Source organism: Streptomyces sp. NPDC001401 (assembly GCF_042895385.1).
In the GTDB taxonomy this organism is placed as follows: Bacteria; Actinomycetota; Actinomycetes; order Streptomycetales; family Streptomycetaceae; genus Streptomyces.
Window position 1 is genome coordinate 67223 of the sequence record NZ_JBIAWI010000007.1, and the last position, 25365, is coordinate 92587.

General features: G+C 69.8%; 14 protein-coding genes and 2 pseudogenes. 3 read left to right on the forward strand and 13 right to left on the reverse strand.

What is annotated here, in order from left to right; translation table 11 throughout:
- Positions 1 to 38 precede the first annotated feature (38 nt).
- The 6 genes from ACFY10_RS23775 to ACFY10_RS23800 form a co-directional block, all read right to left on the reverse strand.
- Positions 39 to 956, reverse strand: coding sequence for an ATP-binding cassette domain-containing protein (locus ACFY10_RS23775; RefSeq protein WP_390667187.1), 918 nt, complete (start codon positions 954 to 956; stop codon positions 39 to 41).
- 8 nt (positions 957 to 964) lie between these two features.
- The gene (locus ACFY10_RS23780) at positions 965 to 2041 is read right to left on the reverse strand and encodes an ABC transporter permease (protein ID WP_390667188.1); all 1077 of its coding nucleotides are present in this window, start codon (positions 2039 to 2041) and stop codon (positions 965 to 967) included.
- Positions 2041 to 3045: a sugar ABC transporter substrate-binding protein gene (locus ACFY10_RS23785; RefSeq protein ID WP_390667189.1), complete on the reverse strand. Its 1005-nt coding sequence runs from the start codon at positions 3043 to 3045 to the stop codon at positions 2041 to 2043. The genes ACFY10_RS23780 and ACFY10_RS23785 overlap by 1 nt, the downstream gene beginning before the upstream one ends.
- Before the next feature lie 287 nt (positions 3046 to 3332).
- Complete coding sequence (locus tag ACFY10_RS23790; protein ID WP_390667190.1) at positions 3333 to 4604, reverse strand: sugar ABC transporter permease; 1272 nt, start codon at positions 4602 to 4604, stop codon at positions 3333 to 3335.
- A 4-nt stretch (positions 4605 to 4608) separates the two neighbouring features.
- Positions 4609 to 5391, reverse strand: coding sequence for an ATP-binding cassette domain-containing protein (locus ACFY10_RS23795; RefSeq protein WP_390667191.1), 783 nt, complete (start codon positions 5389 to 5391; stop codon positions 4609 to 4611).
- Between the two features lie 39 nt (positions 5392 to 5430).
- Complete coding sequence (locus tag ACFY10_RS23800; protein WP_390667192.1) at positions 5431 to 6519, reverse strand: substrate-binding domain-containing protein; 1089 nt, start codon at positions 6517 to 6519, stop codon at positions 5431 to 5433.
- A 251-nt stretch (positions 6520 to 6770) separates the two neighbouring features.
- On the opposite strand from ACFY10_RS23800, the gene ACFY10_RS23805 reads away from it, so the two are divergent.
- Both ACFY10_RS23805 and ACFY10_RS23810 read left to right on the forward strand, forming a co-directional pair.
- Positions 6771 to 9305: a SpoIIE family protein phosphatase gene (locus ACFY10_RS23805; protein WP_390667193.1), complete on the forward strand. Its 2535-nt coding sequence runs from the start codon at positions 6771 to 6773 to the stop codon at positions 9303 to 9305.
- A 44-nt stretch (positions 9306 to 9349) separates the two neighbouring features.
- A pseudogene (locus tag ACFY10_RS23810) lies at positions 9350 to 10383 on the forward strand (sugar ABC transporter substrate-binding protein).
- Between the two features lie 13 nt (positions 10384 to 10396).
- Here the strand turns inward: ACFY10_RS23810 and ACFY10_RS23815 are convergent.
- The 6 genes and pseudogenes from ACFY10_RS23815 to ACFY10_RS23840 form a co-directional block, all read right to left on the reverse strand.
- Positions 10397 to 11521, reverse strand: a complete 1125-nt coding sequence (locus ACFY10_RS23815) for an arabinogalactan endo-beta-1,4-galactanase (RefSeq protein WP_390667194.1) — start codon at positions 11519 to 11521, stop codon at positions 10397 to 10399.
- A gap of 149 nt (positions 11522 to 11670) precedes the next feature.
- A complete protein-coding gene (locus tag ACFY10_RS23820) occupies positions 11671 to 12948 on the reverse strand; it encodes a carbohydrate ABC transporter substrate-binding protein (protein WP_390667195.1) in 1278 nt (425 codons plus the stop codon).
- On the reverse strand, positions 12945 to 13973 hold the full coding sequence (locus tag ACFY10_RS23825; RefSeq protein WP_390667196.1) for a hypothetical protein: 1029 nt from the start codon (positions 13971 to 13973) through the stop codon (positions 12945 to 12947). The genes ACFY10_RS23820 and ACFY10_RS23825 overlap by 4 nt, the downstream gene beginning before the upstream one ends.
- Entirely contained in the window at positions 13970 to 15364 is a 1395-nt protein-coding gene (locus ACFY10_RS23830) for a vWA domain-containing protein (RefSeq protein WP_390667197.1), read from the reverse strand. Before ACFY10_RS23830 ends, ACFY10_RS23825 begins: the two co-directional genes overlap by 4 nt.
- Before the next feature lie 121 nt (positions 15365 to 15485).
- Positions 15486 to 17830: pseudogene (locus tag ACFY10_RS23835) on the reverse strand (tetratricopeptide repeat protein).
- 40 nt (positions 17831 to 17870) lie between these two features.
- Positions 17871 to 19196: a serine protease gene (locus tag ACFY10_RS23840; RefSeq protein WP_390667198.1), complete on the reverse strand. Its 1326-nt coding sequence runs from the start codon at positions 19194 to 19196 to the stop codon at positions 17871 to 17873.
- Positions 19197 to 19525: 329 nt separating this feature from the next.
- On the opposite strand from ACFY10_RS23840, the gene ACFY10_RS23845 reads away from it, so the two are divergent.
- Positions 19526 to 20083 (forward strand): DUF1062 domain-containing protein, encoded by a 558-nt coding sequence (locus tag ACFY10_RS23845; RefSeq protein WP_390667199.1) that lies wholly within the window; start codon positions 19526 to 19528, stop codon positions 20081 to 20083.
- Positions 20084 to 20131: 48 nt separating this feature from the next.
- On the opposite strand, the gene ACFY10_RS23850 is transcribed toward ACFY10_RS23845, so the two are convergent.
- The gene (locus tag ACFY10_RS23850) at positions 20132 to 25345 is read right to left on the reverse strand and encodes a family 43 glycosylhydrolase (RefSeq protein ID WP_390667200.1); all 5214 of its coding nucleotides are present in this window, start codon (positions 25343 to 25345) and stop codon (positions 20132 to 20134) included.
- Between the last annotated feature and the right edge of the window lie 20 nt (positions 25346 to 25365).

Consider the following 25365-nt stretch of genomic DNA (forward strand, 5'->3'; position numbering starts at 1 on the left):
CCCGCGACAGGTACGGGTAGCTGCCGCGTTCGCCGAGGTCAGGAGGCCGCTTCGGCAGCGCTCTGCACGGGTGCGGTGAGGTCGGCCTCTTCGGGGAGTTCCTCGACGTCGACGCCGCGTACCTGTGACAACTCGTGCTTGAGCGCGGCGAGTTCGGCGCCGCCTGCCATGTGATTGGTCAGTTCCTCCAGGGTGATGTCGGCGCGCTCGGCGGACAGTTCCATGGTGCCCAGGCGCAGCACGCTGAAGTGGTCGCCGACCATGTAGGCGTGGTGCGGATTGTGGGTGATGAAGATGACGCCCAGGCCGCGGTCGCGGGCCGCGGCGATGTACTTCAGCACGACCCCCGACTGCTTGACGCCCAGTGCGGCCGTCGGCTCGTCGAGGATCAGCACCCGGGCGCCGAAGTAGACCGCGCGGGCGATGGCCACGCACTGGCGCTGGCCGCCCGACAGGGTGCCGATGGGCTGTTCGAGGTTGTCCAGGACGATGCCCATGTTGCGCAGTTCCTCGTCCGCGGTCTTCTTCATCTTCTCGATGTCGAGGCGGCGGACGGGCCAGGGGCCCTTGGTCATCTCGGAGCCGAGGAAGAAGTTGCGCCACACCGGCATCAGCGGGACGGTCGCCAGGTCCTGGTAGACGGTGGCGATGCCCTTGTCGAGGGCGTCACGCGGGGTGGTGAAGCGCACTGCCTGGCCGTCGACGAGGAACTCGCCCTCGGTGTGCTGGTGCAGCCCGGAGATGATTTTGATCAGGGTGGACTTGCCGGCGCCGTTGTCGCCCAGCACGCAGGTGACCTGGCTGGGGCGGACCTGCAGGCTCACGCCGTGCAGGGCGCGGATGTTGCCGTAGGCCTTGCCCGCGTTGCGCAGTTCGACGATCGGCGCTTCGCCCTTTTCGGGGGCGGTGTCGGCGAGGATGGCGCCGTGTGTGCCGGTTCCATTGGTGGATGTCATGGGGTCGGTCACCTCCTGGTCGCCGACTGGCGGACCCACAGATTGATGAGCACGGCGCCGAGGAGCATCACGCCGAGGAAGGCCTTGAACCAGTCGGGGTTCCAGCCGGCGAACACGATGCCCTGGTTGACCATGCCGAACATGAACGCGCCGAAGACCGGGCCGATCGCCGAGCCGAAGCCGCCGGTCAGCAGACAGCCGCCGATCACCGCCGCCGCGATGTAGATCAGCTCCTGGCCGACGCCCTCGCCCGACTGCACCGTGTTGAAGGTGAACAGCTGGTGCATGCCCACGAACCAGGCACCCACGCCGACCAGCATGAACAGCGAGATCTTGGTGAAGGCGACCGGCACACCGACGGCCCGGGCGCTGTCCTTGTTGCCGCCCACTGCGAAGGTCCAGTTGCCGTACTTGGTGCGCAGCAGCACCCAGGTGGCGATCGCCGCGAAGGCCAGCCAGTAGAAGACGGTGATCTTGACGTTGACGCCGCCGATGTCGAAGGACGACGCGAAGACCTTCTTGGCCTGGTTGAAGCCGTCCATGTTGCTGATGTCGTCGGTGGCGACGTTGCCGGTGACCAGCTTGGTCACCGCGAGGTTGACGCCCTGCAGGATCAGGAAGGTGCCCAACGTGACCAGGAAGCTGGGCAGTCCGGTCTTGACCACCATCCAGCCGTTGAAGAAGCCGACGGCCAGCGACACCAGCAGGGCCACGAACACACCGACCCAGACATTCATGCTCAGCTGATAGGCCAGCATGCTCGCGGTCAGAGCCGAGGTGATGACAGCGACGCCGGCCGACAGGTCGAACTCGCCGCCGATCATCAGCAGCGCGACCGGCAGCGTCATGATGCCGATGGTCGACGACTGGTACAGCACCGTCGCCATCGAGCTGCCGTCGCGCACCGGCGGAGCGGCGATCAAGAAGAACACGTACACGGCTGCGGCGCCGAGGAAGACGCCCACCTCGGGGCGGGCCAACAGCCTTACCGCCAGGGGGCGTTCGGCGGTGCGCCCGTCGGTCTGCTTGGGGCCGGAGGCCGGCGGTGTGGTCACCGCCGGCTCAGCATGCTGGGTCATGCCCATCACCGTGTGCCCTTGGCCGCGAACTTGGCGACGGCGTCGACGTTGTCCTTGGTGATGAAGGCGGGGCCGGTGAGGACGGGGGCGGTGGAGCCGCCGCTGAAGTTGCCGTTGGTCTTGTACAGCCACAGGGAGTCGACCGCCAGGTAGCCCTGGAGGTAGGGCTGCTGGTCGACGGCGAACTCGATGGTGCCCTGCTGGATGGCGGAGACGAGGTCCTTGTTGAGGTCGAAGGTGGCGACCTTGGCCTTGGAGCCGGCGTCCGAGAGGGACTGCACGGCGGTCAGGGCGATGGGGGCGCCGAGGGTGACGACCTGGTCGATGGAGGAGTCCTGCTTGAGCTTGGCGGTGATCGTCGACTTCACCGAGGGCATGTCGGTGCCGTTGACGTAGAGGATGTCGGTCTTGCCGGTGAAGCCCTTCTTCAGGCCGGCGCAGCGGGCCTCGAGGGCGACCTGGCCCTGTTCCTGGATGACGCACAGGGCGTGTTTGGCGCCGAGTTGGTTCAGGCGTTGGCCGAAGGCCTGGCCGGCGATGTTCTCGTCCTGGCCGAAGTATTCGAGCATGCCGAGTTTCTGCCAGTCGCCGACGCCGGAGTTGAAGCCGACGACGGGGATGCCCGCCTGGTCGGCCTTGTTGATGACGTCCTTCATGGCTTGCGGTTTGGCGGCGGTCAGGGCGATGCCGTCGACGTTTTGGTCGATGGCGTTTTGGACGAGGTTGGCCTGGTTGCCGGCGTTGGGGTCGGAGGAGTAGACGAGTTTGATGTTGTCCTTGGCGGCGGCGGCCTGGGCGCCCTTGCGGATGAGGTCCCAGAAGGTGTCGCCGGGGGAGGCGTGGGTGACCATGGCCACCGTCATGCGGGGGGTGGTGGCCTTGCCTGCGGAGGCCGCCGCGTCGCCTTCCTCGGACTTCTTGCCGCCGGAGCTGCTGGAACAGCCGGCGGCGAACAGGGCGCCGACGAGAACCGTGGCGGTCAGAGTGGCGGCTCGGTGGTGTCTGTGCATGTCCCTTGCACCTCACTGTGCTGGTCAGGGGGATGGGAATGGGATTTCGGCCTGGATGGACCTGGATGAACCTTGATGAAGGAGCTCCGCCCGGTCCGGCGGGGCGGGGTGAGCGGCTCGGGTGCGCCGTGTGCGGCGGGGTGTCGTCTGCGGCAGCCGTGGGTGTGGGCCGCCTGCCGGATTGACTAGAGCGCGTTACTAGCGCGCGCTAGGTGCTCGTACTATGGAGCGCCGCACGGGTGATGTCAATAAGTTTGTCAGGACGTATCGACAACAAGGCCGATGTGTCAGGCCCGCCCGTGTGCCTCCTGCGAGCGCCGTGACAGGGCGTCGATGACCACCGCGGCGAAGAGCACCCCGCCCGTGATGACGAACTGGATGGCTGTGGGGGTGTCCGTGATCGCCATGCCGGAGGCGATCGACTGGATGACCAGCATGCCGAGCACTGCGGACCAGGTCGTACCCCGTCCTCCGAACAGGCTGGTGCCGCCGATGACGGCTGCCGCGATGGCATTGAGGAGCAGGACGCCCGATCCCGAGCTCTGGCTCACCGAGGTGATGCGCGAGGCCAGGAACAGCCCGCCGACCGCGGCCATCGTCCCGGAGAGCGCGAGCACCGCGGTCTGGATGCCAGTCACATTGAGGCTGGCGCGACGGGCCGCCTCGACGCCGCCGCCGACTGCGTAGACCTGCCGGCCGTAGTGCGTGTGGCGCAGGACGATGTCGAGGCCGGCCACCACCACGAGGAAGATCAGGAGGGCGAGCGGCAGGCCCTGGAAGCGGTTGAGCAGATAGGCGGAAGTGAACGCGATCACCGCGAGCCCTCCCGTGCGCACTGCGATGTCCCCCAACGAGCGGTGCGGCATGCCGGCGGCCATGCGGCGGCGCCGGTCCAGGTACGACAACAGGAAGACGGCGCCCGCGCAGAGCGCCGCCAGGCCGTAGGCGACGGCGTCGTTGGTGAAGTAGTAGCTGGTCAGCTCGGCGACCAGCCCGTTCTCGTCGAGGTTGACCGTGCCGCTGGTGCCGAGGACGTAGAGCATGAGGCCGTTCCAGGTGAGCAGCCCCGCGAGGGTCACGACGAACACGGGCACCCGGGTCTTGGCGCAGGAGAATCCCTGGACGGCTCCCGCCGCGGTGCCCGCGAGCACCGCGAGGATGAGGGCGAGCCATTCGGGCACTCCGTTGTTCACGTTCAGCACGGCGAAGATGGCCGCGGCGAAGCCGCTGATCGAGCCGACCGACAGGTCGAGTTCACCGAGCAGCAGCACGAAGACGATGCCGACCGCGATCAGACCGGTGCCCACGATGTCCACGCTGAGGTTGGACAGGTTCCGGGGCGAGAGGAAGTTGTCGTTGAGGGACTGGAAGATGATCCAGACCGTGGCGAGGACGAGGACGACGGGGAGCGAGCCCAGTTCTCCGGCCCGGAACCTGCGCCGGAGGGAGCCGGCCCAGTCCTTCAGGGCGAGGGCGACGGCCTGCCGGCGGTGCGGCCCGGGGGCCTCGGTGGCGGATACGGCACCTTCGGTGCGCGTGTTGTCCGTCATGCGGCGCATCCCTTCACCACCCCGCCTCGTGGGTGGCCGGCCGGCGGGGCACGTTCTCCGTGGCGCCGGTGATGGAGGAGATGATCTGTTCCTGGGAGGCGGTGTTCACGTTGAAGAAGCCGTTGTTGCGGCCGAGCCGCAGCACGGCGGCCCGGTCCGCGAGTGCTTTGACGTCCCCCATGTTGTGGCTGATCAGCAGCACTCCCATGCCGCGCTCGCGCAGCGCGTCGACAAGGTCCAGGACCTCGGTGGTCTGCTCGAAGCCCAGCGCCGCGGTCGGTTCGTCGAGCAGGAGGACCCGGGGGTCGCCGAGGAGCGAACGTGCGATGGCGACCGCCTGGCGCTGGCCGCTGGACAGGGAGACCACCGGGGCGCGCAGCTCGGGGATGGTCCTGGTGAGGCGTTTGAGCAGTTCGATGGTGCGGGCCTCCATCTCCATCTCGTCGAGGAAGCCGAACCTGCGGATCTCCCGGCCGAGGAAGAGATTGCCGACGACGTCGAGGTTCCCGCACAGCGAGAGGTCCTGGTAGACGGTGGCGATGCCGAGGTCCCGGGCGTCGTGCGGGCGCCTGATGTGCACCGTCCGGCCCTCCCACTCGATGACGCCCTTGTCCGCGGGGGCGACGCCGGAGATCACTTTGACGAGGGTGGACTTGCCGGCCCCGTTGTCGCCGAGCAGGGCGACGACCTGGCCGGCGTGGATCTCCAGCTCGATGTCTTTGAGGACCTCGACGGCGCCGAAGCGTTTGCACACGCCGCGCAGCGCCAGCAAGGGGGAATCCGGCACGGAGATCATCTCCTTCCCGGGGGCTCGGGATCGGTCGAAGCCGGTTCGTCAGGTCAGTCCGGACCTGCTGCAGGCGGCCTCGAGTCGGGGGATGCAGATCTGCTGGACGGTGTAGAAGCCGTCGTTCACCAAGGTTTCCTTGATGTTGGCGGCGGTCACGGACACGGGGGTGAGCAGGACGGCCGGAACGGTCTTCCCGCCGCTGGTCCTCACCTTGTCCTTGGCGACCCGCTCGAGGGCGCTCCGACGCGCCGCGGCCACGGCCATGGCGGCGCCGGCGGAGGCCTCCGGGCCGAAGGGCTTGTAGACGGTCATGTACTGATCGCCGGCGACGATGCGCTGCACGGCGCCGAGTTCGGCGTCCTGCCCGGTGACCGGGGGCAGCGGGGCGACCTTGTTCGCCTTGAGGGCGGAGATGCTGCCGGCGGCGAGGCCGTCGTTGGCGGCGTAGACCCCCTGGATATTGCCGACGCCGAGGGCGGCGAGGGCACCGGACATGTTCGTGTTCGCGATCTCCGGCCGCCACTGCAGCGTGTCGTACGCCTTGCCGATCTTCACTCGCCCCGTCAGCACGGACAGCGCACCCTTCTTGAACGACGCCGTGTTGGGGTCGCTGGGATCGCCGTTCATCATGACGATCTGGTGGGTGTGCCCGCCGGTGCCCATGGCCTTCAGCAGCGCCCTGCCCTGGAGCCTGCCGACCTCCTCGCCGTCGAAGGAGGCGTACCCCGAGATCGGGCCCTGGGAGAGGCGGTCGTAGGCGATCACCGGGATGCCCGCCTGAGCCGCCTTCCTGACCGAGGCGCCGAGCGATCTGCCGTCCACCGCCACGAGCACGATGGCATCGACACCCTTGGTGATCATGGAGTCCATCTGTTCCTGCTGGATCGCCACATCGCCCTTGGCGTTGGCGTGCTCGATCGTGCAGCGGCCGCACAGCTTCATGATCTTCTTCTCGAGCAGGGGCCTGTCCTGTGTCTCCCAGCGGGCCGTGGTGGCATCCGGCAGCAGCAGGGCGATCTTCGGTGAGTTCCCCCCGCCGGAGTCGTTTCCGGCGTCCGACCCGCAGGCCGACAGGGCAACGGCCGTCGAGACCGCGGTCATGGCGAGGGCCGCGCCCCGTATGCAGGCCTTCATGAGCGAGACCTCCCTCCGTGCGCGGGTCGGGTGGTCACGCCGGCATGGAGATCCAGAAAAACACTGGTCGCTGCCCGCACGCGGCGACACCTGGCCCTCTCACGTGAGCGGCAAGACGACCATGCCGTCAGTGTGGCACCGGCTACGACGATCTGCGAATGCAGTGGCGGTTTGCCCTTATATACGATTCTGTTGAGGGGGTGCCCGATCTCAGCCGCATCCGCGGCACGGACGGGAGGTAGGTTGCGGACATGCCTCATGACGGCCGTGCCCGGGCCGGAGTCTCTCAGCTACGGGCATCCGGAGCCGACGCCGCGGTCTCGGGTGGGTTGCCCGCGGTGCCGGAGGCGGCAGCGGGCGGTCGCGCTCTGACCTTCGCCGGAGCGGCCATGGCCGCCGTCTATGTGCCCGCCGGCGACAAGGAAGAGCTTCGACTGGCGGAGACGGCCCGCGGGGCCGTTTCCGACTACCGGCTGCCCGAGCGTCTGCCCCTGTCCGGAGGCTCACCCGCGGTGCACGCCTTCCGCACCGACCGGGCGCTGTGGCTCAACCCCGCACAGCTGGCAGCCTTCCCCGAGGGCGCGCCGACACCGCCGCACACGGAGGCGTCGCTCGGTGCCCTGCCGCTCGAGGCGGACGGCAGCCGGCTCGGCTGCCTCGTCGTCGTGGGGGCTTCCGCGGACGGCTTCGAGGACGAACAGCGCCGCTTCCTGGAGCGGTACGCCGACGCCGTCGCCGGCCTTCTGCTGGCCGCTGCCGGCCGGTCCCCGCCCTCGCCGCTGCTGGGTCCCGCCCTGCGGAGCCTGCACGTCGGCTCGTTCGTACTGGTGCCGGACACCGGCCTGATCGAGGCGGACGACACCCTGCTCGAACTCCTCGGCATCACGCCCGCCGACTTCGACGGCAAGGCGGACACGCTGCTCGCCCATGCCCTGCCCGAGGACATGCACGCGCTGGTGTCGGTCCTCGAGCCTGCTCCCCAGGCGTTCGGCCGTCGGGAGCTGGAGTTCCGCGTCCGCGGCCCCACGGGGGAGATGCGCTGGCTGGCCCTGAGCTGCCGGGTCGTGCCGGGCACCGAAGAGCGGCCGGAGCAGGTTCTGGGCGTGGTGACGGCGACCTCGGTGCTGCGCCGGGGCCCCGACGACGTCTCCAGGATCCAGTGGCTGACGGCCGCACTGGACGACGCCACAACGGTCCGTGACGTCAGCCGCGTCGTGGTCACCGCGCTGCGCGAGCCGCTGGGCGCCGACCGGGTGGCGCTCGCCGAGCTGCAGGGCGACCGGCTCATGGTCACCGTGCTCGACCCGCCGCAGCCCGCCGCCTGGCCGGAGGGATGGCGTGCCGAGTGGCGTACGGAGTGGCCCGACGCACCGGTCAGCGCCCTGCCCACCCTTCAACTGGCCCTGCGTGACGGACGGTTGGACCTGTGGCCCGCCGGCACGGCCTTCGAACCGAATCTCGCGGGCATCGGCAACGGAGGCCTGGCCGTCCTGCCGCTGCCCGCCAGGGGCCGGGTCGCCGGCGTCTGCATGATCGGCTGGGACCAGCCGCACGAGTTCGCCCCCGACGAACGGTCCCTGCTCACCGCCACCGCGGCGCTGGTCGGACAGGCCCTCAAACGGGCGCACGAGCACGACGCCGAGCAGGAACTCGCCACGATGCTGCAGCGCAGCCTGCTGCCCCGGCGCCTGCCGACGCTGCCCGGCGGGACGGCCGTGGCCCGGTATCTGCCCGCCAGGCGGGGCCTGCAGGTCGGCGGCGACTGGTACGACGTCATCGCCCTGTCCGAGGACCGGGTGGCGCTGGTCATCGGCGACGTGCAGGGGCACAGCGCGGCAGCCGCGACGATCATGGGCCAGATGCGTACGGCAGTCAGGGCCTACGCGGTGGAGGGCCATCCGCCCGACGTGGTCGTCTCCCACGCCAACCGCCTCCTGGTCGGCATGGAGACCGACCTCTTCGCCACCTGCTGCTACGCCGAACTGGACCTGGAGCAGGGCAACACCCTCTTCGTCCGGGCCGGGCACCTCGCCCCGCTGGTGCGCCATCCCGACGGCAGCACCGAGGAGATCGAGGTCGAGGGCGGCCTCCCGCTGGGCATTCTCGAAGAGGCGGAGTTCCCCATGACCGCGGTCGAGCTGGCCCCCGGCACGGTGCTCGCCCTGGTCACCGACGGCCTGGTCGAGGCCGCCGGCCTGCCCCTCGACGAGGGCATGCGTCAGACCCGCACGGCGCTCACCGCGGCTGATCCGGCGGATCTGGGGCGCATGGCCGACCAACTGCTCGGCGACGTCGGCCGCCGTGAGGACGACGTGGCGGTGCTGCTGCTGCGCTACGACGGCATGGGAACCCGCCCGATCCGGGCCGGCTGGGTGGTGTGGCGGTTGCCCGACGCCGTCATGCACGCCCGCCGCTTCACCGCCCGCACACTGCGAAAGTGGAAGGCCGAGGACGTGGGCGACGCGGTACTGCTGGTCGTGTCCGAACTGGTCACCAACGCCCTCGTGCACACGCAGGGCCCGGTCCGCCTCGACCTCATGCTCCGTGGTGACCGGGTACGGGTCTGTGTGACCGACTCCTCGCCCCGTGCACCCGCCAAGCCGGTGATCGTGGACTGGGAGTCGACCGGCGGCCGGGGCCTGCTCCTGGTCGAAGCGATGTCGGAGTCGTTCGGCTCGATGCCGGTGGCCGGCGGCAAGCAGGTGTGGAGCGAGATCGTCCTGCCGGACCGGGCACCGCTGCCCGCCGCCCCGGACCCGGCAACGGAACAAGGGAGTCGGCGGTGAGTACCCGCCTGTGGCACGTCGTCGCCGCCCTCGTCGCGGGACTCATGACGCTGTCCCAGGCCGGCTGCGGAGGCGGCAGCCAGTCGCAGCCGGACAGCTTCACCGTCGGCCTGCTGCTGCCGAGCCGATCGGTCCCCCGCTGGGAGCACTCCGACAAGCCGCTGATCGAGAAGCGGCTGAAGGAGCTGTGTCCGCGCTGCGCCATGGAGTACGCCAACGCCGAAACGACGCGGACAGACAGCGGCAACAGCTGACCACCATGATCACCAAGGGGGTGAGGGTCCTGATCCTCGACGCCGCCGACGCGAGGGCGCTGCGTTCCTCCATCGTCGAGGCCCACCGGGCGGGAGTACCGGTCGTCGCCTACGACCGGCTCGCGCAGGGCCCGGTCTCGGGCTATGTCACCTTCGACGGGGCGCAGGTCGGCAGGCTCCAGGGCGAGGCGCTCCTGAAGGCCATGGGCGAGAAGGCGAACAGCAGGCTGGTCGTCATGCTGAACGGCGATCCGATCAGCCCCAACGCGGCCTGGTTCAGAAAGGGCGCGCTGTCCGTCCTGGCGGGCAGGGTCACGATCGGCAGGTCGTACGACACCCAGGGCTGGAGCACGGGCGACGCCAACGCCCAGATGTCCGCCGCCATCGCGGCCCTGGGCCCGGACCGGATCGGCGGGGTTCTGGCGGCCAACGACGCGATAGCCGCGGGCGCCATCTCCGCTCTCAAGCGCGCCGGTGTCCGGCGACTTCCTCCGGTCACCGGTCAGGACGCCGACCTCGACGCCGTACGGCGCATCATCCGGGGCGAGCAGTACATGACGGTGTACAAACCGTTCCGGGCGGAGGCGGACGCGGCCGCCGCCATGGCCGTGGCGCTGGGGCGTGGCGACGATCTGCGCAACGTCGCCACGACCACCACCGACAGCCCCACCACCAGCCGTATCCCCTCCGTGCTGCTCACCCCGAGAGCCGTGACGGCCCGCAACATCGAGCAGACGCTCGTCAAGGACGGCGTGTACACCATCGGCGAGATCTGCACCCGCGAGGTCCGGCGCGCCTGCGACCAGGCCGGACTCGCGCGGTAGGGGAGCAGACTCGTCACGGCGTCCACTTGATGTTCGGGTTCACCTGGCCGGTCCAGTTGAAGGTGGCCATGTTGTCCCAGCCGTCTCCGCTGTTGTTGATGTCGGCGGGATCCCATCCGTTGCCGGGGACCGCGTACCAGGTCGGCTCCCAGTAGAAGACGCCGATCGCGCCGGCGCTGCGGGCCGTGTTCTGCACGGCGGTGAAGTTGTCCGCCTGGCCCTGCCAGGTGAGCGGGTAGCCCGAGCAGCCGGAGGTGACCGAGTTGGCTGTGCCGTCCGCGTTCCCCGTGGTGAACGGGTACGCCGTCTCGGCGATGATCACGTCCTTGCCGTACCGGGACTTCATGTCGGACACGACGCTGCCCATGTTGGCCAGCGTGCCGTGCCACATGCAGTAGTAGGACAGCCCGGTGACGTCCCAGTTGACGCCCTTGGCCTTGATGCCGTCGTAGAACCAGCGGGCGTGCGCGTCGCTGTCCGCGTCCGCGGTGTGAATGACCACCTTGGTGCCGCTGTTGCATGCCTTGGTCGCGTTGTAGCCGGACTTGAGGAGCAGGCCGAGGTTGGTGAAGTCGTTGTTGATCACCTTGCCGTCGTCCCACAGCATGCCGACATTGATCTCGTTGCCGATCTGCACGCTGTCCGGAGTGGTGCCCTGGGCCTTGAGGCTGTTGCAGACGTCGTAGGTGTAGTTGTAGACGTCCGTCTGCAACTGGTTGATGCCGTGGCCGGACCAGGCCGCGGGCTTGTACTGCTTGCCGGGATCCGCCCAGGTGTCCGAGTAGTGGAAGTCGACCAGCAGCTTGAGGCCCTTCGCCTTGACCGTCTTCGCGTACGCCAGGACCTTGGCCTTGTTGTTGTAGCCGCTGGCCGGGTTGTTCCAGATCCGCAGGCGGACGTAGTTCACGCCGGCGCCCTTGAGGATGTCGAGCGGGTCCTTGGCGTTGCCGTTCGCGTCGTAGTACTTGGCGCCCAGGTCGAGTGCCCGCTGTGCCGTCGAGACGTCGGCGCCGAGCATGCTGAGCGAGCCCGCGGCGGCGGCGCTCGTCGGCGTGGTGAGCATGGCCGCCGGCAGCGCGGCGGCCACGGCGAGCAGGGCGGCGACCTTCATGGTGCGCCTGGAGCCGTGCACGGACATCCCGATCCCCTTTGACCCGGCGTTGAGTTGACGCGATGCATCTGCTGAGAACGTGCACAGTAGAGGAGCCCATTGTCATGGGCAATGCAAAGCGCAAGCCGGATGAGAAGGCACGAGAGTGTGGGAGCGTGCACAGGATTCGGGCGCGCTCACTGCGCGCTGCAGACCGTTTTCGGTGCCGCGGTTCTGCCGGGTTGTGCGTTCTGCACCGCCTGCACGTCGTCGAGGAGAGCCCCGATGTCGAGGTCCTGTCCGGTGGCGGCCCTTGCGATGGTCAGCAGGACGGCCTCGTAGAAGGCGTCCCGCACGGCGGGTGCCATGACGTCCGAGGCGTCCAGGCAGCGCGGGCCGTCACCGGTCAGCCGTTCGGCGATGTCGCCTTCGACCGGGCCGCCCTCTGGTTTCACCTGGCGGTTCGCCGAGAAGACGTGCGCCAGCTCGGCCCATTTCTGCTGGCCCTCCTTGGAGGCCAGCCGTTCGATCAGGTCTTTGGCCGGGCGGCGGTCGCTGAACAGCGCGGCGAAGTCACCGGTCACCTCGTGGGCCCGGACCGGGCCCGGGCCTCCGGGCAGCAGCGGAGCGGAGTCCATCAGCTCTGCCTGCTTCGAGTCGGCCTCTCCGTAGAAGGAGCGGGCGAAGGAGCCCTGGTGCTCCAGGGTGCATCCGCGCCAGCCGCCGAACAGCAGCCCGGGGCTGCCCGGGGCGCCGCGGTGATCGGTGAGCAGGGCGTGCGCGGCCGCCGCCTTGTTCTGCTGGAGCAGAGCGGCCCATGCCTGCCAGGCGTTGCGCACCGGAGCGCTGGTCCACCACGTCGTTTTCCTGTCCTTGCCCGGTTTCCTGCCCAGCGCCCACTTTCCGTAGATGTCCGGGCCCGCGTGCTGCAGCACCAGGTCCTCGATCCAGTCGGTGCCGGGCCAGCCGGAGGCGCCGTCGTCACCCATGCCGATGCACCAACTCTGCAGTCGCGCCGGTGAGTCGGCGGGCCTGTGGCCCTGGCGGTACCAGACGATGCTCTTCAGGTCCGCCTTGACCGGGACCCAGTACACGTTCGGGGAGACCGCGCTCGCCGCATTCCAGGGGGAGCCGTACTGGTGGGGGTCGTAGAGGTCGTTCAGTCGCTTGAGGCGCTTCTGGCCCGCGTATTCGGCGAGTTCGCCGATACCCGGCATGATCACGATGTCCGGGGGTTCCCCCGACTGCACCTTGGAGAGCAGCACCTCGCGTTGGGCTGCGGTGCCCTGGTAGCGGAAGGGGATTCCGAAGCCCTGCAGCACCTCCTTGAACTGCTTTTCCTGGGTGCCGGTCCACGTCCCGAGGATGGTCACCGGCTGCTGGTCGTCCCGTTCCGCCCACACCACCACGATGCCGGTGGCAGCGGTCAGCAGCAGTACCACGACGAACACCAGCACCTTGAACCGCCGGGTCACCGTCGCCTCCAGTAGTCGCTGTCGAGCCGGAGCACGAGCCCCGCCGCGGGCAGGAGGACGACCAGCAGGCCGCCGATCAAGGTGCCCCGGTACACCCTGTCGGTCCAGGTGTCGTCGGCCAGTTCCCGCCGGACGTCCTCGGACTTCTCCGAGACCTGCTGCTGCGCACCGTCCAGCCCCCCGCTGCAGCAGCCGTGATGGGAGGCCTTGGTGATCGTCTGCAGGTCCCTGAACGCGCTGTCGAGGTCGTCCTCGGTGGAGGACGTCGTCAGCAGCGGGAAGACCGCGAGCAGCACGGTGAGGACGAAGCCTGCGAGCAGGTACGGATTCCAGTCGCGGCCGCAGCGGTCGCGCAGCACGAACAGCGCAGAGAGCAGGGCCAACGCCAGGGCTGCCAGGGCGAGTTCGGCGATCCACCAGCCGCTGCGCTGCAACCACCCCATGGCGGCGGTGGCTTCGGCATGCTTCATCTGGGCCTGCTGCAGTTGGTTCAGCCGGGGCACGAGTCCCACGCCCGGGCGGGTGAGCAGCGAGTGCGCCTCTTTGAGTTTCTGCTCCTGCATGAGGGGCTGGTCCCGGTACATGGACGTGCCGAGGTTGAGCGAGTTGCTGTAGGTGGCGAGCAGACCGTTGACGGTGCCGAGGTCCTGGTTCGTCCGGTCCGCGATCCGGGACAGGCCCTGGTCGGCGGCGGAGAGCTGGGACCGGTAGGTCTCGCCCGAGCCCGCGACGTGGATGAGATCCTTGTGCAGCAGGACCTGGGTCTCCCAGTCGGCACGCAGCACTGCGAGCCGGGCCGCGGCGAGCCCCTGTACGGCCGGCGCCTCCCGGGACGAGAGCGCCTCGGCACCGCGCTGGGTCTGGTGGTAGGAGAGCAGCAGGGCGCCCACCGCCACCAGCGCGCACATCGTCAGGGCCAGGAGGTGCACCTCCAGCAGCCGGCGGGTCCGCCAGCGGCTCAGGCATCCCCGCCAGAAGGCGGCAGGGGAGTATCCGGGCAGGGAGGCGGTGCGTCCGCTCGTCACAGCAGCTCCTTCCCGCACCTGATGCAGTAGCGGGCCTCGCTCCCGGCCGGGTTGGAGCAGTGTCTGCACCGCGGACCGGGGCGCACAACGACGGTGTCGATCAGGGTTCCGCCGGGATAGGACCCGGCGCGCAGGATCCTCGGGCCGAGGGCGCCGGCGTCGACGGGGGTGCGCAGCCGGACCCGTCCCGCGGCAGCGTCCTCGATGTCGGCGACCGCGCGGATCTCATCGAGCACCCACCCCGCGTTGTGCTGCACCGCCAGGCTTGCGGCCTGCCCCAAGTAGCGTTCGGCGACCTCCCGTCGGCCCTTTTGGAGAGCCTCGAGTCCTTGGCGCAGGGCACTGCGCATGACGGCGGTGTCGGTCAGGGCACGCACGCTGTCGGCGCCCGCCGAGGCGTGGGCCGGGGGCGGCCCGGGGCGGTGCCAGCGGGCGGTGACCGAGGCATGGACATCGCCGATGGAGACCATGGCGAACTGCAGGTCGGTCTCCAGCGGGTCGGCGTCGGCGTCGGCGACAAGAGTGAGCAGGTAGTCCCGCCTGCCCTGCTCCTGCCACTGGTAGGTCGGGAAGCTCCAGCAGCGCGGCCGGTCGGACTGGAGCAGCCCGCCCAGGCGGCGCGGCCGGGGCGCCTTCTCGCTGAGCGAGACCTGGCGCACGGAGGGCCGCACGGTCACCTCGATCGGCAGGTGCGGAGTGTGCACCCGGCGCAGCCGCTCGATGGCGCCGGTGATAGCCGCGCCGAGCCCTTCGTCCACGAACTCGGCGGTGCCGTGCAGCCGTTCGGCGAGGGCCAGCAGCGGGTCGGGGTTCCAGTCCGCGCCCACGGCGAACACATCGCAGGTGAACTGCCCGGCGCAGGCCTCCAGTTCCTCCTCGAGACGGGTCTCGCCCTGGGCGCTGCTGCCGTCGGTGATCAGCACCAGATGGCGTACGGACAGCGGGCGGCCGGTGAGCAGGGCGCGTGACCTGGCCGCCCAGACGGCGTACCCGGCGGGCCGCGGACCGTCCCGGTGCAGCGGGAGCGGGCCCGCGGCGAAGACGGCGCGGCGCTTCTGGGCGTGGTCGGCGACGGCCCACTCGGCATCGCCCCGCGGATAGCACCGCACCGGCTCGGGGCCGCTGCCGAGCACGGTGAAGGAGATGCCGTCGGGCAGCGCGCGCAGTGCGGCCGGCAGGGCGTGCCGGACGGCCGGCCGGTTGGCCTCGGCGACGTCCACCGCGATGATCACGGCGAGTTCGACCGCGGGCAGGTCGACGGGAGCGCTGGCGGCGGCCACGTCGACCTGCAGATGTGCCTCGATCTTCGCGCTGCGGTGCGGGCGCAGGTCACCGTCGAGGCCGACATGCAGCTGGATGTCCGGCTGTGGCGGCAGGGTGTGGCTGCTCATGCCGTACGTCACCGCTCCTTCCCCTTCGGCGCCGTTCGCGCTGTCGTTGCCGTGCGGTCGGCCCGTCGGCCCGTCGGCCCGTCGGCCCGTCGGCTCGTCGGCCCGTCGGCCCGCCGGACCGTCAGAACACGGTCTGAGGCCGTACCGCGTGCAGGAGGTCCAACAGGTGCTCGTGGGCGGCGGCCGACTCCCGGTTGCGTGCGGCCAGTTGCCGGTAGTGCGACTCCATCTGTCTGCGCAGATCGCGTTCCGGCGCGCTCATGCGTCTCAGGCTGCGGGCGTACAGCCGTCCGGCATCCCCTCCCGCAGGGCCGGGCCGGTCGCTCAGGCTGCGCAGCGCGTCCAGTTTCCATTCGTGCAGTTCGGTGCTCAGGCGCAGCGCCTCGTCCTCGGACAGGCTCGGCTCGCCGGCGCCGGGTGTCTGGTGCACGAGGCGGGCCAGTTCGGCCAGCGCCGCGTCGACGTCGGCCGGCGCGGCGAGCGAAGCGAGATGGGGGTCCCCCCGGACGAAGTCTGGGGGAGGATCGCCGTCTCCGGGCAGCCGGGCGGCGCGGATGCGCAGGGAGGCGATCCGGGCGACGGTGTGGTCCAGGGTGCCGGGGCGGACCCGGCCGAGCACGTCGAGGGCTGCCCTGCGGTCGCCCGCGCGCAGCGCCAGCCGGGCCAGGCCGAGGGCGGCGCCGCCGTGCGCCTGGTTGCGGGCGAACACGGCCTCGTACAGCTCCTTGGCGGTGGGCCCGGCCCGGTCGTCGCCGAGCTGCTCCCCGCAGTAGGCGAGGGCCAGTTTGGGCGCGTACTCGCCGGGCAGCTCGAGGTGGACCTGCGCGAAGTGGGTTCTGGCCTCGGCTACTTGCCGCGGGTCGGCGTGGAGGCCGGCGCTGCGCAGCGCGAGCAGCGCGCGGTGCCACTCCAGCCGCCACCGGCGCACGGCGGACGGCCCGGGGATGGAGTCGGCGGTGTCGAGCTCCAGCTGGGCCCGGTTCAGGTCGTCCTCCGTGTTGCGGTCCAGCAGGACGCGCACATTGTGCAGGCAATCTCCACCGAGCGCGGCTCCTTGCCCTCCTGGTCGAGGAGTTGGCCCGGGTCGTAGCCGCTGCTCACCTCGAAGCGCGCGGTCTGCGGATCGCCCGGATAGCGCCTCGGCACCGGCAGACAGCGGGCGATCTCGGAGGGGGTGGGGGCGCCCAGGTCCAGGGCGGGGGCCACCGGTGGCTCGTACCGGAAGCGGCGCGGGCGCTCCAGCCAGTGCTCGATGCCCGGGACCGTGCCGAGCCGGGCGCCGAGCAGCTGCGGGGACGGCCGGAAGTAGTCGGAGGGCTCGGGCGGGTCGCTCTTGCCGCGCAGCGCCCGGATCTCCCGCAGCGCGCCCCGCAGTTGGCCGGCCATCTCCCGGGCGTCGGCGAAGCGCTTGCCCGGGTCGGGTCGCACGGCTCGCTCGACGACCTTCCAGAAGGAGGCGGTGCCGAGACCCGGTACCTCGGCGACGGCCCAGGTCCCGAGTTCCCGCAGGGTGACGCCGACGGTGTGCAGGTCGTGGGCGACGGTGGGTCCGGCCGAGAACGCGGTCTCGGGCGCCATGTACGGCGGCGTGACATGGGCAGGGGGCCGGCTCTGGCCCTGTTCGCGCATGCCGCCGAGATCGATGACCTTGACGCCGTCCTCGTGGTGCACGACGTTCGAGGGCTTCATGTCCCCGTACACGAAGACCCGTTCGCTGCCGGCGTGCAGATGGACGAAGGCCTCGAGGATCTGGCAGCCGTACGCGGCGACGTGCTCGATGTCGAGGACCGTCTCGCCGCGCCGGGTCTCTTCGACGACCTTCTCGAGGGTGCCGTCGCCGACGTCGTCCATGACGATGTAGCCGCCGGTGACCTGACCGTCGTCGCTGCGGGCGACGAAGTCGCGGATCTGCACGATGCGGGGGTGGCGGATCGCGACGAGGTTCTGGCGTTCGACGTCGGCGAGCCGGGCGCCGTCGTGCTCGTAGCGGTTGAGCAGTCCCTTGACGGCGACGACGTCACCGAGATGGGTGTCCTCGGCGAGGTAGACCCAGCCCTGGCCGCCGTGCGCGATGGGCCCCATGATCCGGTACTGGTCGCGCAGCTTGTCGCCCTCGGCGAGTTCGGGACGGTACGAGTAGGGCGTGCCGCAGACGGGGCAGTGCCCCTCGGCCGGCACCGGGCCCTCGGTGTAGGGCGGGGCGAACGTGATGCCGCATTCGGCGGCCGAGCAGGCCATGGTGATGCGCAGTGGTGCTTCGGGGTCGATGAGGCGTTCCTCAGGGGAGCTCGGCGCGCGCTCGGGCAGCGCGAGGAGCTCGCGGGGACCCAAGTCCTGTGGGGCCTTGGGCAGTTCGGGCAGCTCCGGGGCGTTCTCCGCACGGCCGCAGTCGGAGCAGTAGCCGGTGGGCAGCACGGTGCCGCCGCAGGGGGCTCCGCTGAAACGCCGGTGCGGGCAGGCCGTCATCCTCTCGTCCTCCTCCGCTGCCCGGGCCGGGCCGAGCCCCTCATGCCTGGCCTCCGTGGTGCCGCAGATCGGCACGGAGAGTCTTGATCAGCCCACGCAGCCGGGAGAGTCGCTCGTGCGGATCCTTGAGCACTTCGATCAGGCGGAGTTCACGCCGGCGCTGATCGGCCGTCTCGGTCGCGCGGCTGAGGGAGGCGCTGTCGACGACGTCGCGGCGGATCGCGCGGCCGAACTCCTCGTCCTGCAGACGGGTGATCAGCGTGTCCGCATGGGCCAGGAGCGCGGGCCGCAGGAGCTGGTCGCGGGCCGCGTTCCAGCCGGTGCCGCCCTCATGGCGGAAGACGAGCAGCAGCCGGAAGCCGAGCACCCGTAATCGGACCAGGAGTTCGATCAGGGGGCCCGGCTCGGGTTCCTCGTCGAGGCCGTCGACGAGGACCGCGACCGGGCGGACGGGCGCGCGGTCGGCCGCGTGCGCGGGCTGGGGCTTGGTGCCCAGCAGCCAGTACCAGTACGCCAGGTACTCGCCGGCCGGGAAGGTGATCTGCTCCAGGGCGTGGTCGGCGAGCTCCGGCCTGCTCGAGCCGCCGCGATGGACGACGTGGGCGCGGTGCTGCAGATGGCGCAGCGAGCGGTCCTTGCCGCTGCCCGGGGTCACCACGGTGATCTTCACCGGATCCTCGTCCGGGTCCTCGAACCACCGGATCGACCGCTTCTCGAAGGCACGATCCCATGCGGACGAGCCGCTCAACTCATCGACGAGCGGGGAGAGTTCGGCGATGCGCTCGATGGGGATCAGATACGAGAAGGCGAGCCGGTTCCTCTCGGGCAGCGGCTCGCTCGTGTCGCCGCGCCAGCTGACGACGAGGCCGACCACGCGCGCCGGATGCCCTTCGTAGGGCCGGGTGCACACGGCGGCGCCGCTGAAGCCCCTGCGCACCACTTCCGCCTTGGTGACGGCGTCGAGCTGCACCAGATCGCCGCTGGCCCCGCTGATCCGCCCCCACAGGTTCATGCCGTCGTCAAAGCCCACCGCGTAGCCGGTCGCGTACACCTCCATGCCGCCCCGCAGTGTGCGTTCCAGCGGGGCGGGGCGCGCCTGCGGGCGCGGGCTGTCCAGGCGCAGCACGGCCACGTCCTCGCCGCTCTCGCCGTCCGGCAGCCAGCCGCCGGGCAGGACGCGTGCGGCCACCGGTTCCAGGTCGCCGTTCTCGGCGAACTCCACCCACATCACGGCGTCCGGGCGGTCCACGACATGTGCGCAGGTCAGTGCCGTGTGCTGGTCGACAAGCACACCGGCGCCACAGATGGGCCCGTGAGCGCCCTCGCGCCGCAGCCTGAGTCTCCAGTCCGCACGCAGTTCCCCCATGGTGTCTCAGACTACGCTCGGGGCATGCTGCGTCCCTAGACTTGTGACCAGGTTTGATCGGTCAATCAACAGAAGCCGGCGGTGAGTTGGGGCGCGGGCCCGCGCGGATGCCTTGGACTGGCTCGGCGCAGCCCTGGTGGTGAGGCGCTCGAAAACCAGTGGAGCGTCACCGCTGTGCGCCGTTACCGTGCTGCCGAGCCGAGTCGCCCAGGTAAGGACGTGCCGTTGTACACCCTGTGAGACCCCCCGAGTGCTGATTGGTCGCGCGTCGCGCATCTGCGCCGCGCTTCTTTTTGCTGCGGTCTTCTCACTGGAACCGGTGTACTTCTGTGCTCAACAACTGGGTTGTCATGCCCACCTGCCTGCCGCTTGTCCTCCGTCGTTGCCACACCTGCGCGTCCGAGCGCTTCCGGGCGAACGGCAAATTTCGCGTCAACGCCAACCACAAGCTTCTCGATGCCTGGCTCCTCGTGCTCTGCACCTCTTGCGGGGAAACGGCGAAGCTCACGGTCCTGGAGCGGATGCACGTGCGCTCTGTACGGCCTGAGCTGCTGGACCGGCTGCATGACAACGACCCGGGCCTGGCAGCCGAGCTGCTCCAGGATCCGGTCGTGCAGCGCCGTAATCGCATCGCCCTCGACTGGGACAACGCCTGGCGCCTCGACACCGGCGGATCGGATCACCTGGACCGCGAGGTGAGCGATGCGATCGATGTATCGGTCCGCTTTGCCGCGCGGATCCCGGTCCGGCCGGTACGGCTGATCGCGGAAGGCTGCGGTCTTTCGCGGGCCGAGGCCGAGAGACTGATCACCGAGGGGAAGCTCGTTTCGGCAGTCCGGCTGAGCGGCAAGCTCTCCGGCGACTTCACCTTCACGCTCAAGCGCTGAGCCCCCTCGGGACCAGGGGCCCGTCCGGCAGGATCTGCCGGACGGGCCCTAGTGCCGGCGGTCCCCGACGGTCACGGTGCCGCTGGTCCTCGTCCCGCCCTGGTTGTCGTAGACGACGTCGCCGGTGGACTTCTTCCAGATCCTGATGCGGTACGTGTCCGGGGCGTCGGTGGCGGTGATACGGAACCCGTAGCCACCGCTGCCGTCGACCGTGCCGGAGCCCTGGTAGACGGCCCGGGAGCCGCTGATCACGAGCCAGTCGGAGCCGGTGGAGCGGAAAGTGAACCGGGCGGCGCCGAAGGCGAAGGTGGCCTCGCCGGTGGGGGTGTTGGCGCCCTTCCGGTACCGGGCGGCGAAGGCGAACGCCGCCTTGCCGGTCAGCCCCGGCCCGGCCGCGTAGGCGCCGGGCGGTGATGTGATCGTGCCGGCACCGAACGCCGGACCGGCGTCACGGTCGTAGACGATCACCTCGGGGAGCGTCGTGCTGTCCGTACCCCCGTCGTCGTCGGAGACGGTGATCACCGGGCGGTGGATGCCCGCCGTGGCGTAGACGTGCTCGGCGCGGCAGTCGCCACCGGAGTCGGTGAGCCTGCCGGATGCCGGGTCGGTGCCGTCCTTCCAGCCGATGGTGCAGGTGTGGCTGTCGGATGTGCCCGGGTCGGTGAAGGCGGCGGTGACAACTACGCGTTGTCCAACGGGAGTTGGGGCGGCCGGACCTGTCGCCGAGGTGATCGACGGGGCCGCGTTGGAGACCGTGACCGTGGTGGTGTCGGTGCTGCGGCCGCCGGTCAGGGTGAGCTTGAAGGTGCCGTTGTCGGTGCAAGTGACGGTGGTCCGGGCCGCGTTGGGGTCCGTGACCGTGCAGGGAGCTCCGTTCTCGACCGTCCACTTGGGCGCGCCGGCCCCGGAGACGGTGCCGGCGAGCGGGATGGCGTCGCCCTCCGCGCCGGTGGCGTCCGGGCCCGCGTGGACGATGGTGACCGGGTCGATGCTCGTGAGCGTCGGGACGACCTTCTCGATCAGGCCGTCGGAGTCGAACTCCATCTTGTCGATGGTGGTTTCACGGTGGGTGCCGTCGCCGCCGGGGATGGCGAAGCGGTGGTAGGCGATGTACCAGTCGTCGGTGTTCGGGACGTGTACGACGCTGTGGTGGCCGGTGCCCTTGATGCCCTGGGAAAGGTCCTTCGACAGGATCACGCCCTGCTTCGTCCAGGGGCCGGTGGGGGAGGAGCCGGTGGCGTAGGCGACCCGGTAGTTCTCGTCCCGGGTGTCGTTCTCCGACCACATGAAGTAGTAGGTGCCCTTGCGCTTGATGACGAAGGAGCCCTCGTTGTAGCCGCTCGGGGTGATGTCCTTGACCTTCGAGGTGTCGATGGACGTCATGTCGGCGCCCAGCGGGACGACGTACGCATGGCCGTTGCCGAAGTACAGATACGACTGGCCGTCGTCGTCGGTGAAGACCGCAGGGTCGATCATCTGGCCGCTGAACTGCCCTGCCTTCAGCAGCGGTTGACCGAGCGCGTCCTTGAACGGTCCGGTCGGCGAGTCGGAGACCGCGACGCCGATGTTCGCGTCGGCGCAGAAGTAGAAGTAGTACTTCCCGTCCTTCTCGGCGATGGTCGGCGCCCAGGCCCTGCTGTCCGCCCACGAGATGTCAGGACCCAGGTCGAGGATGACGCCGTGGTCCTTCCAGTGGACCAGGTCGGTGGAGGAGTACGCCTTGAACTGCGTACCGCTCCAGCCGTCGAAGCCGTCGGTGGTCGGGTACATGTAGAAGGTGTCGCCGAAGCGGACGATGTTCGGGTCGGCGTTCAGCCCCGGCAGGACCGGGCTCTTCATGTTGAGCGCCGAGACCGTCCAGGTGCGCTTCTTGCCGTCGGAGCCCGTCACCTCGTACGTCACCGGCTTGCTGAAGTCCTGGACGCTGCCCGAGGCGGGGCTGATCGCCGCGCCGTGGGCCAGGGTGAACTCCGGTGCCAGCGCGGTGAGATCGGTGCCTTCCTTCATCGGCAGCGTGATCCTGCCGTCCGCGTTGTCGATGATCGCGTCAACCTTCAGCGCCGGGTCGGTGGCGCGCGCGATGCCCGCCGTGTTGCCGCTGAGCTCCATGACCTCCGCGGCCGACAGGGCCCGGTCGTAGATGCGGAAGTCGTCGACCTCGCCGCCGAAGTACGGGTCCGCCGGGTACAGCGAGCGGCCGATGTAGCCGCTGTAGTCCTTGTTCGCGTCGTACAGCTCGGACGGCTTGATGGTGGTCGTGGTGCGGGCCGCCTCGATGCCGTCGACGTAGAGGACCATCGTGCCGGTCGAGCCGTCGAGGGTGACGGTGACGTGCCGCCACTCGCCGGGCGTGAGCTGCGAGCCGGCCGTCAGCTTCGACTCCGCCGACCAACTGGCCTTCGTTATCGCCGAGTAGAGGCTGGAGCCGCCGTTGGACGGGGTGGCGAAGAGGTACTTGTTGCTGTCCGGGCCGAGCCCGAACAGCCACTGGAAGCTGTCGCCGCCCTTCCACTTGGCGTACGTCGACACGGTCACGCTGTCGGCGTTCTTCAGGACCCCGTTCGGGATCTTCACATACGGCGAACTCGACGCGTCCCCCGACATCTTGAACGAGCCGCCCTCCACGCCCGTGCCGAAGCCGGGCGTGCGGACGTAGGTGCCGTGGTAGCCGTGTCCGCTGGAGTCGTGGGCGATGCTGCCGCCCGTCTCGTCGAAGTCGTAGTGCAGGAGCAGGTCGGCCGGGACGTCGGCGCCCTCCTCCGACACGGTCACCTCGGCCTGTACGGGGACGGCGGCGCCGTCCGGCAGGCTGCCGGTCACGGTGAAGGTGCCGGCCTGCGCGTAGGCCGACGCGGGGACGTCGTCCCAGGTGACGGCGGTGGGCCGGTCCACCCCGTCGGCGTACTTCGCGATCACGGTGGCCGGCAGGACCGGGGCCTGACCGGTCTTCGTCCTCACCTTCACGCCCTCGACGCTCTCCACCAACTGATCGGGCTGGTAGGCGCGCAGCAGGCGGTCGTACTCGGCCTGGGTGACCGGCAGGACGGTGCCGTGGCGGGGCTTGGCCGGCAGGTCGTAGCCGGTGGACGGGGTCCAGTTGCCGGAGGCCAGGTCCGTTGTCTCGAACGGGATGTAGCCGCGGCCGCCGAACTCGTCGAGGAAGGCGTACCACTTCTCCTCGGTGTTGGACTTGAACACCAGCGGCCCTTCGGCCGCGCTCATCGCGCCCTTGCCGATGCCCTCGGCGACCGGGTCCCAGGAGCCCAGGATCGAGTCGCTCTTCTCCTGGAAGATGAACTTGCTGTTGGGGGTGGAGGAGGTGTTGTTCCGCTCGTCCTTGGACAGGCGGTAGTACGTCCCGTCGTGCTGGATCATCGTGGAGTCGATGACCGAGTAGCCGCGGTCGATCCACACCTTGGGCTCGCTGAAGGTGTAGAAGTCGCGGGTGGTGGCGTACATCATGCGGTTGTACGTGTCGCCCGTGTGGTCGGCGTTGTCGTACAGCTTCGACGCCCAGAAGACCACGTACTCGCCGCGCTTCGCGTCGTAGAACGCCTCCGGGGCCCAGGTGTTGCCCGCGCTGTCGGGGGAGATCTTCACCAGCCGCTGGTTCGTCCAGTGCACCAGGTCGGTGGACTCCCAGATCATGATGGACCTGCTGCCGGTGCGCTGGGCGGCGTCCCAGTCGCCGTTGCCGTAGATCCTGAGGTCGGTGGCGATCTGGTAGAACTTGTCGCCCTCGGGGGAGCGGATGATGAACGGGTCGCGCAGGCCCTTCTCGCCGAGCGTGGAGGTCAGGACCGGCTTGCCGTCGTCCAACTCCCGCCAGTGCAAGGGGTCGTTGCCCTTGCTGAGGGCGTTGTAGATCTGTTCGCCGTCCGCGGTGCCCTCGCCGGTGAAGTAGCTGAACATATAGCCCTTGAGGGCTGCCTTGGCGGGCAGTTCGGGCACGTGTGCGGTGAAGGTGCGGGTCGCGGTCGCCTCGCCCTTGGTGACGGTGGCGGTCAGGTCGACGGTGGTGGCGCCGGCGCCGTGCGCGGGGCGGTGGACCACACCGTCGGCGGAGACGACGTCCGGGGCGGTGGAGGACCAGGTGACCGTCGTGGCGTACGAACCGCTCGTCGGGAGGGTGAGGTTGCCGCGTGCGTCGTCGAGGTTGTGGACGCTCAGCGCGTCGGCGGCCTGCCGGGTGGCGGTGGCGTCGTCGAAGTCGGGCAGGACCGTGACCTCGAAGGTCCGGGTGTCGGTGACCGTGCCCTTCTTCAGGGTCGCCGTGAGGGTGGCGTGGCCGTCCGGTGAACCGGCGGCCGGGCGGGTCACCTTGCCGGAGTCGGAGACGACAGCGGTGTTGTCGCTGACCCAGCTGATCGTGGAGCCGCCCGCCGTGCCGGTCTTCGGCAGGTCCAGGTCGGCGGTGACGGCACTGGTGTCACCGAGGCTCAGGGCCGCCTTGTCGTCGGCGACGCCCTGCGTGTCGACGGGGAGGGCGAGTTGCTCGACCTCCGAGCCGGCCAGTGCGCGGTCGTAGACGCGGAAGTCGCGGATCCGGCCCTTGAAGAGTTTGTCGCCGGAGTACACGGACTTGCCTATGTAGTTGGCGGTGGTGGTGCCGGAGCCGATCGCGCCGGGGGTGATGGTCACCGACGTGTTGCGGCCCACCTCGACGCCGTCCTCGTAGAGCACGCCCGTGGTGCCGGTCTGGGTGTAGGCGAGGTGCTTCCAGACCGCGCGGGTGAGGTTGTGGGAGTCGGACGGCTTCGTGGTCTGTTCCGTCGACCAGTTGCCGGTCGCCACCGAGGTGCGCAGGGAGTTGCCGGTCGTGAACAGGTAGCCGTTGCCGCTGCTGCCGCTGGAGTTGCCGAAGCCGTAGAGGAAGTAGGGAGTGGTCTGCGCGGAGTCGATGAGCACGTCCAGGGAGACGGTGATCGAGTCCATCCCCTTCATGACGTCGTCGGGCACCTTGAGGTAGGTGTCGGACCCGTTGAAGGCGAGCCCCTGACCCGACGCCGACCAGTCGGCGGTGCCGTTGACCGTGCCGTCGCGGCCGTTGCCCGAGGCGTCGTTCACGGTGGTCCCGGAGCCGGCGTCGAGCTTGTACCACAGGGCCAGGCCGTCGGTGAGGTCCGAGGCTTCGGCGGTCTGTGCCGCCTGGGCGGGGAGGGCGGGTCCGGCGAGGGTCAGGAGCAGCGTGGCTGCGGTCAGTCCGGCGAGATGACCCGCCAGGCGTCTCGCGCGGCCGCGAAGTCGTGCGCTGTGCGTCATGTCGGGATTCCCTGCTGAGA

Bases quoted from the DNA above. Each gene is read 5' to 3' on its own strand.
- ACFY10_RS23775 (WP_390667187.1), bottom strand. From the start codon at position 956: ATGACATCCACCAATGGAACCGGCACACACGGCGCCATCCTCGCCGAC.
- ACFY10_RS23780 (WP_390667188.1), bottom strand. From the start codon at position 2,041: ATGGGCATGACCCAGCATGCTGAGCCGGCGGTGACCACACCGCCGGCC.
- ACFY10_RS23785 (WP_390667189.1), bottom strand. From the start codon at position 3,045: ATGCACAGACACCACCGAGCCGCCACTCTGACCGCCACGGTTCTCGTC.
- ACFY10_RS23790 (WP_390667190.1), bottom strand. From the start codon at position 4,604: ATGCGCCGCATGACGGACAACACGCGCACCGAAGGTGCCGTATCCGCC.
- ACFY10_RS23795 (WP_390667191.1), bottom strand. From the start codon at position 5,391: ATGATCTCCGTGCCGGATTCCCCCTTGCTGGCGCTGCGCGGCGTGTGC.
- ACFY10_RS23800 (WP_390667192.1), bottom strand. From the start codon at position 6,519: ATGAAGGCCTGCATACGGGGCGCGGCCCTCGCCATGACCGCGGTCTCG.
- ACFY10_RS23805 (WP_390667193.1), top strand. From the start codon at position 6,771: ATGCCTCATGACGGCCGTGCCCGGGCCGGAGTCTCTCAGCTACGGGCA.
- ACFY10_RS23815 (WP_390667194.1), bottom strand. From the start codon at position 11,521: ATGTCCGTGCACGGCTCCAGGCGCACCATGAAGGTCGCCGCCCTGCTC.
- ACFY10_RS23830 (WP_390667197.1), bottom strand. From the start codon at position 15,364: ATGAGCAGCCACACCCTGCCGCCACAGCCGGACATCCAGCTGCATGTC.
- ACFY10_RS23840 (WP_390667198.1), bottom strand. From the start codon at position 19,196: ATGGGGGAACTGCGTGCGGACTGGAGACTCAGGCTGCGGCGCGAGGGC.
- ACFY10_RS23850 (WP_390667200.1), bottom strand. From the start codon at position 25,345: ATGACGCACAGCGCACGACTTCGCGGCCGCGCGAGACGCCTGGCGGGT.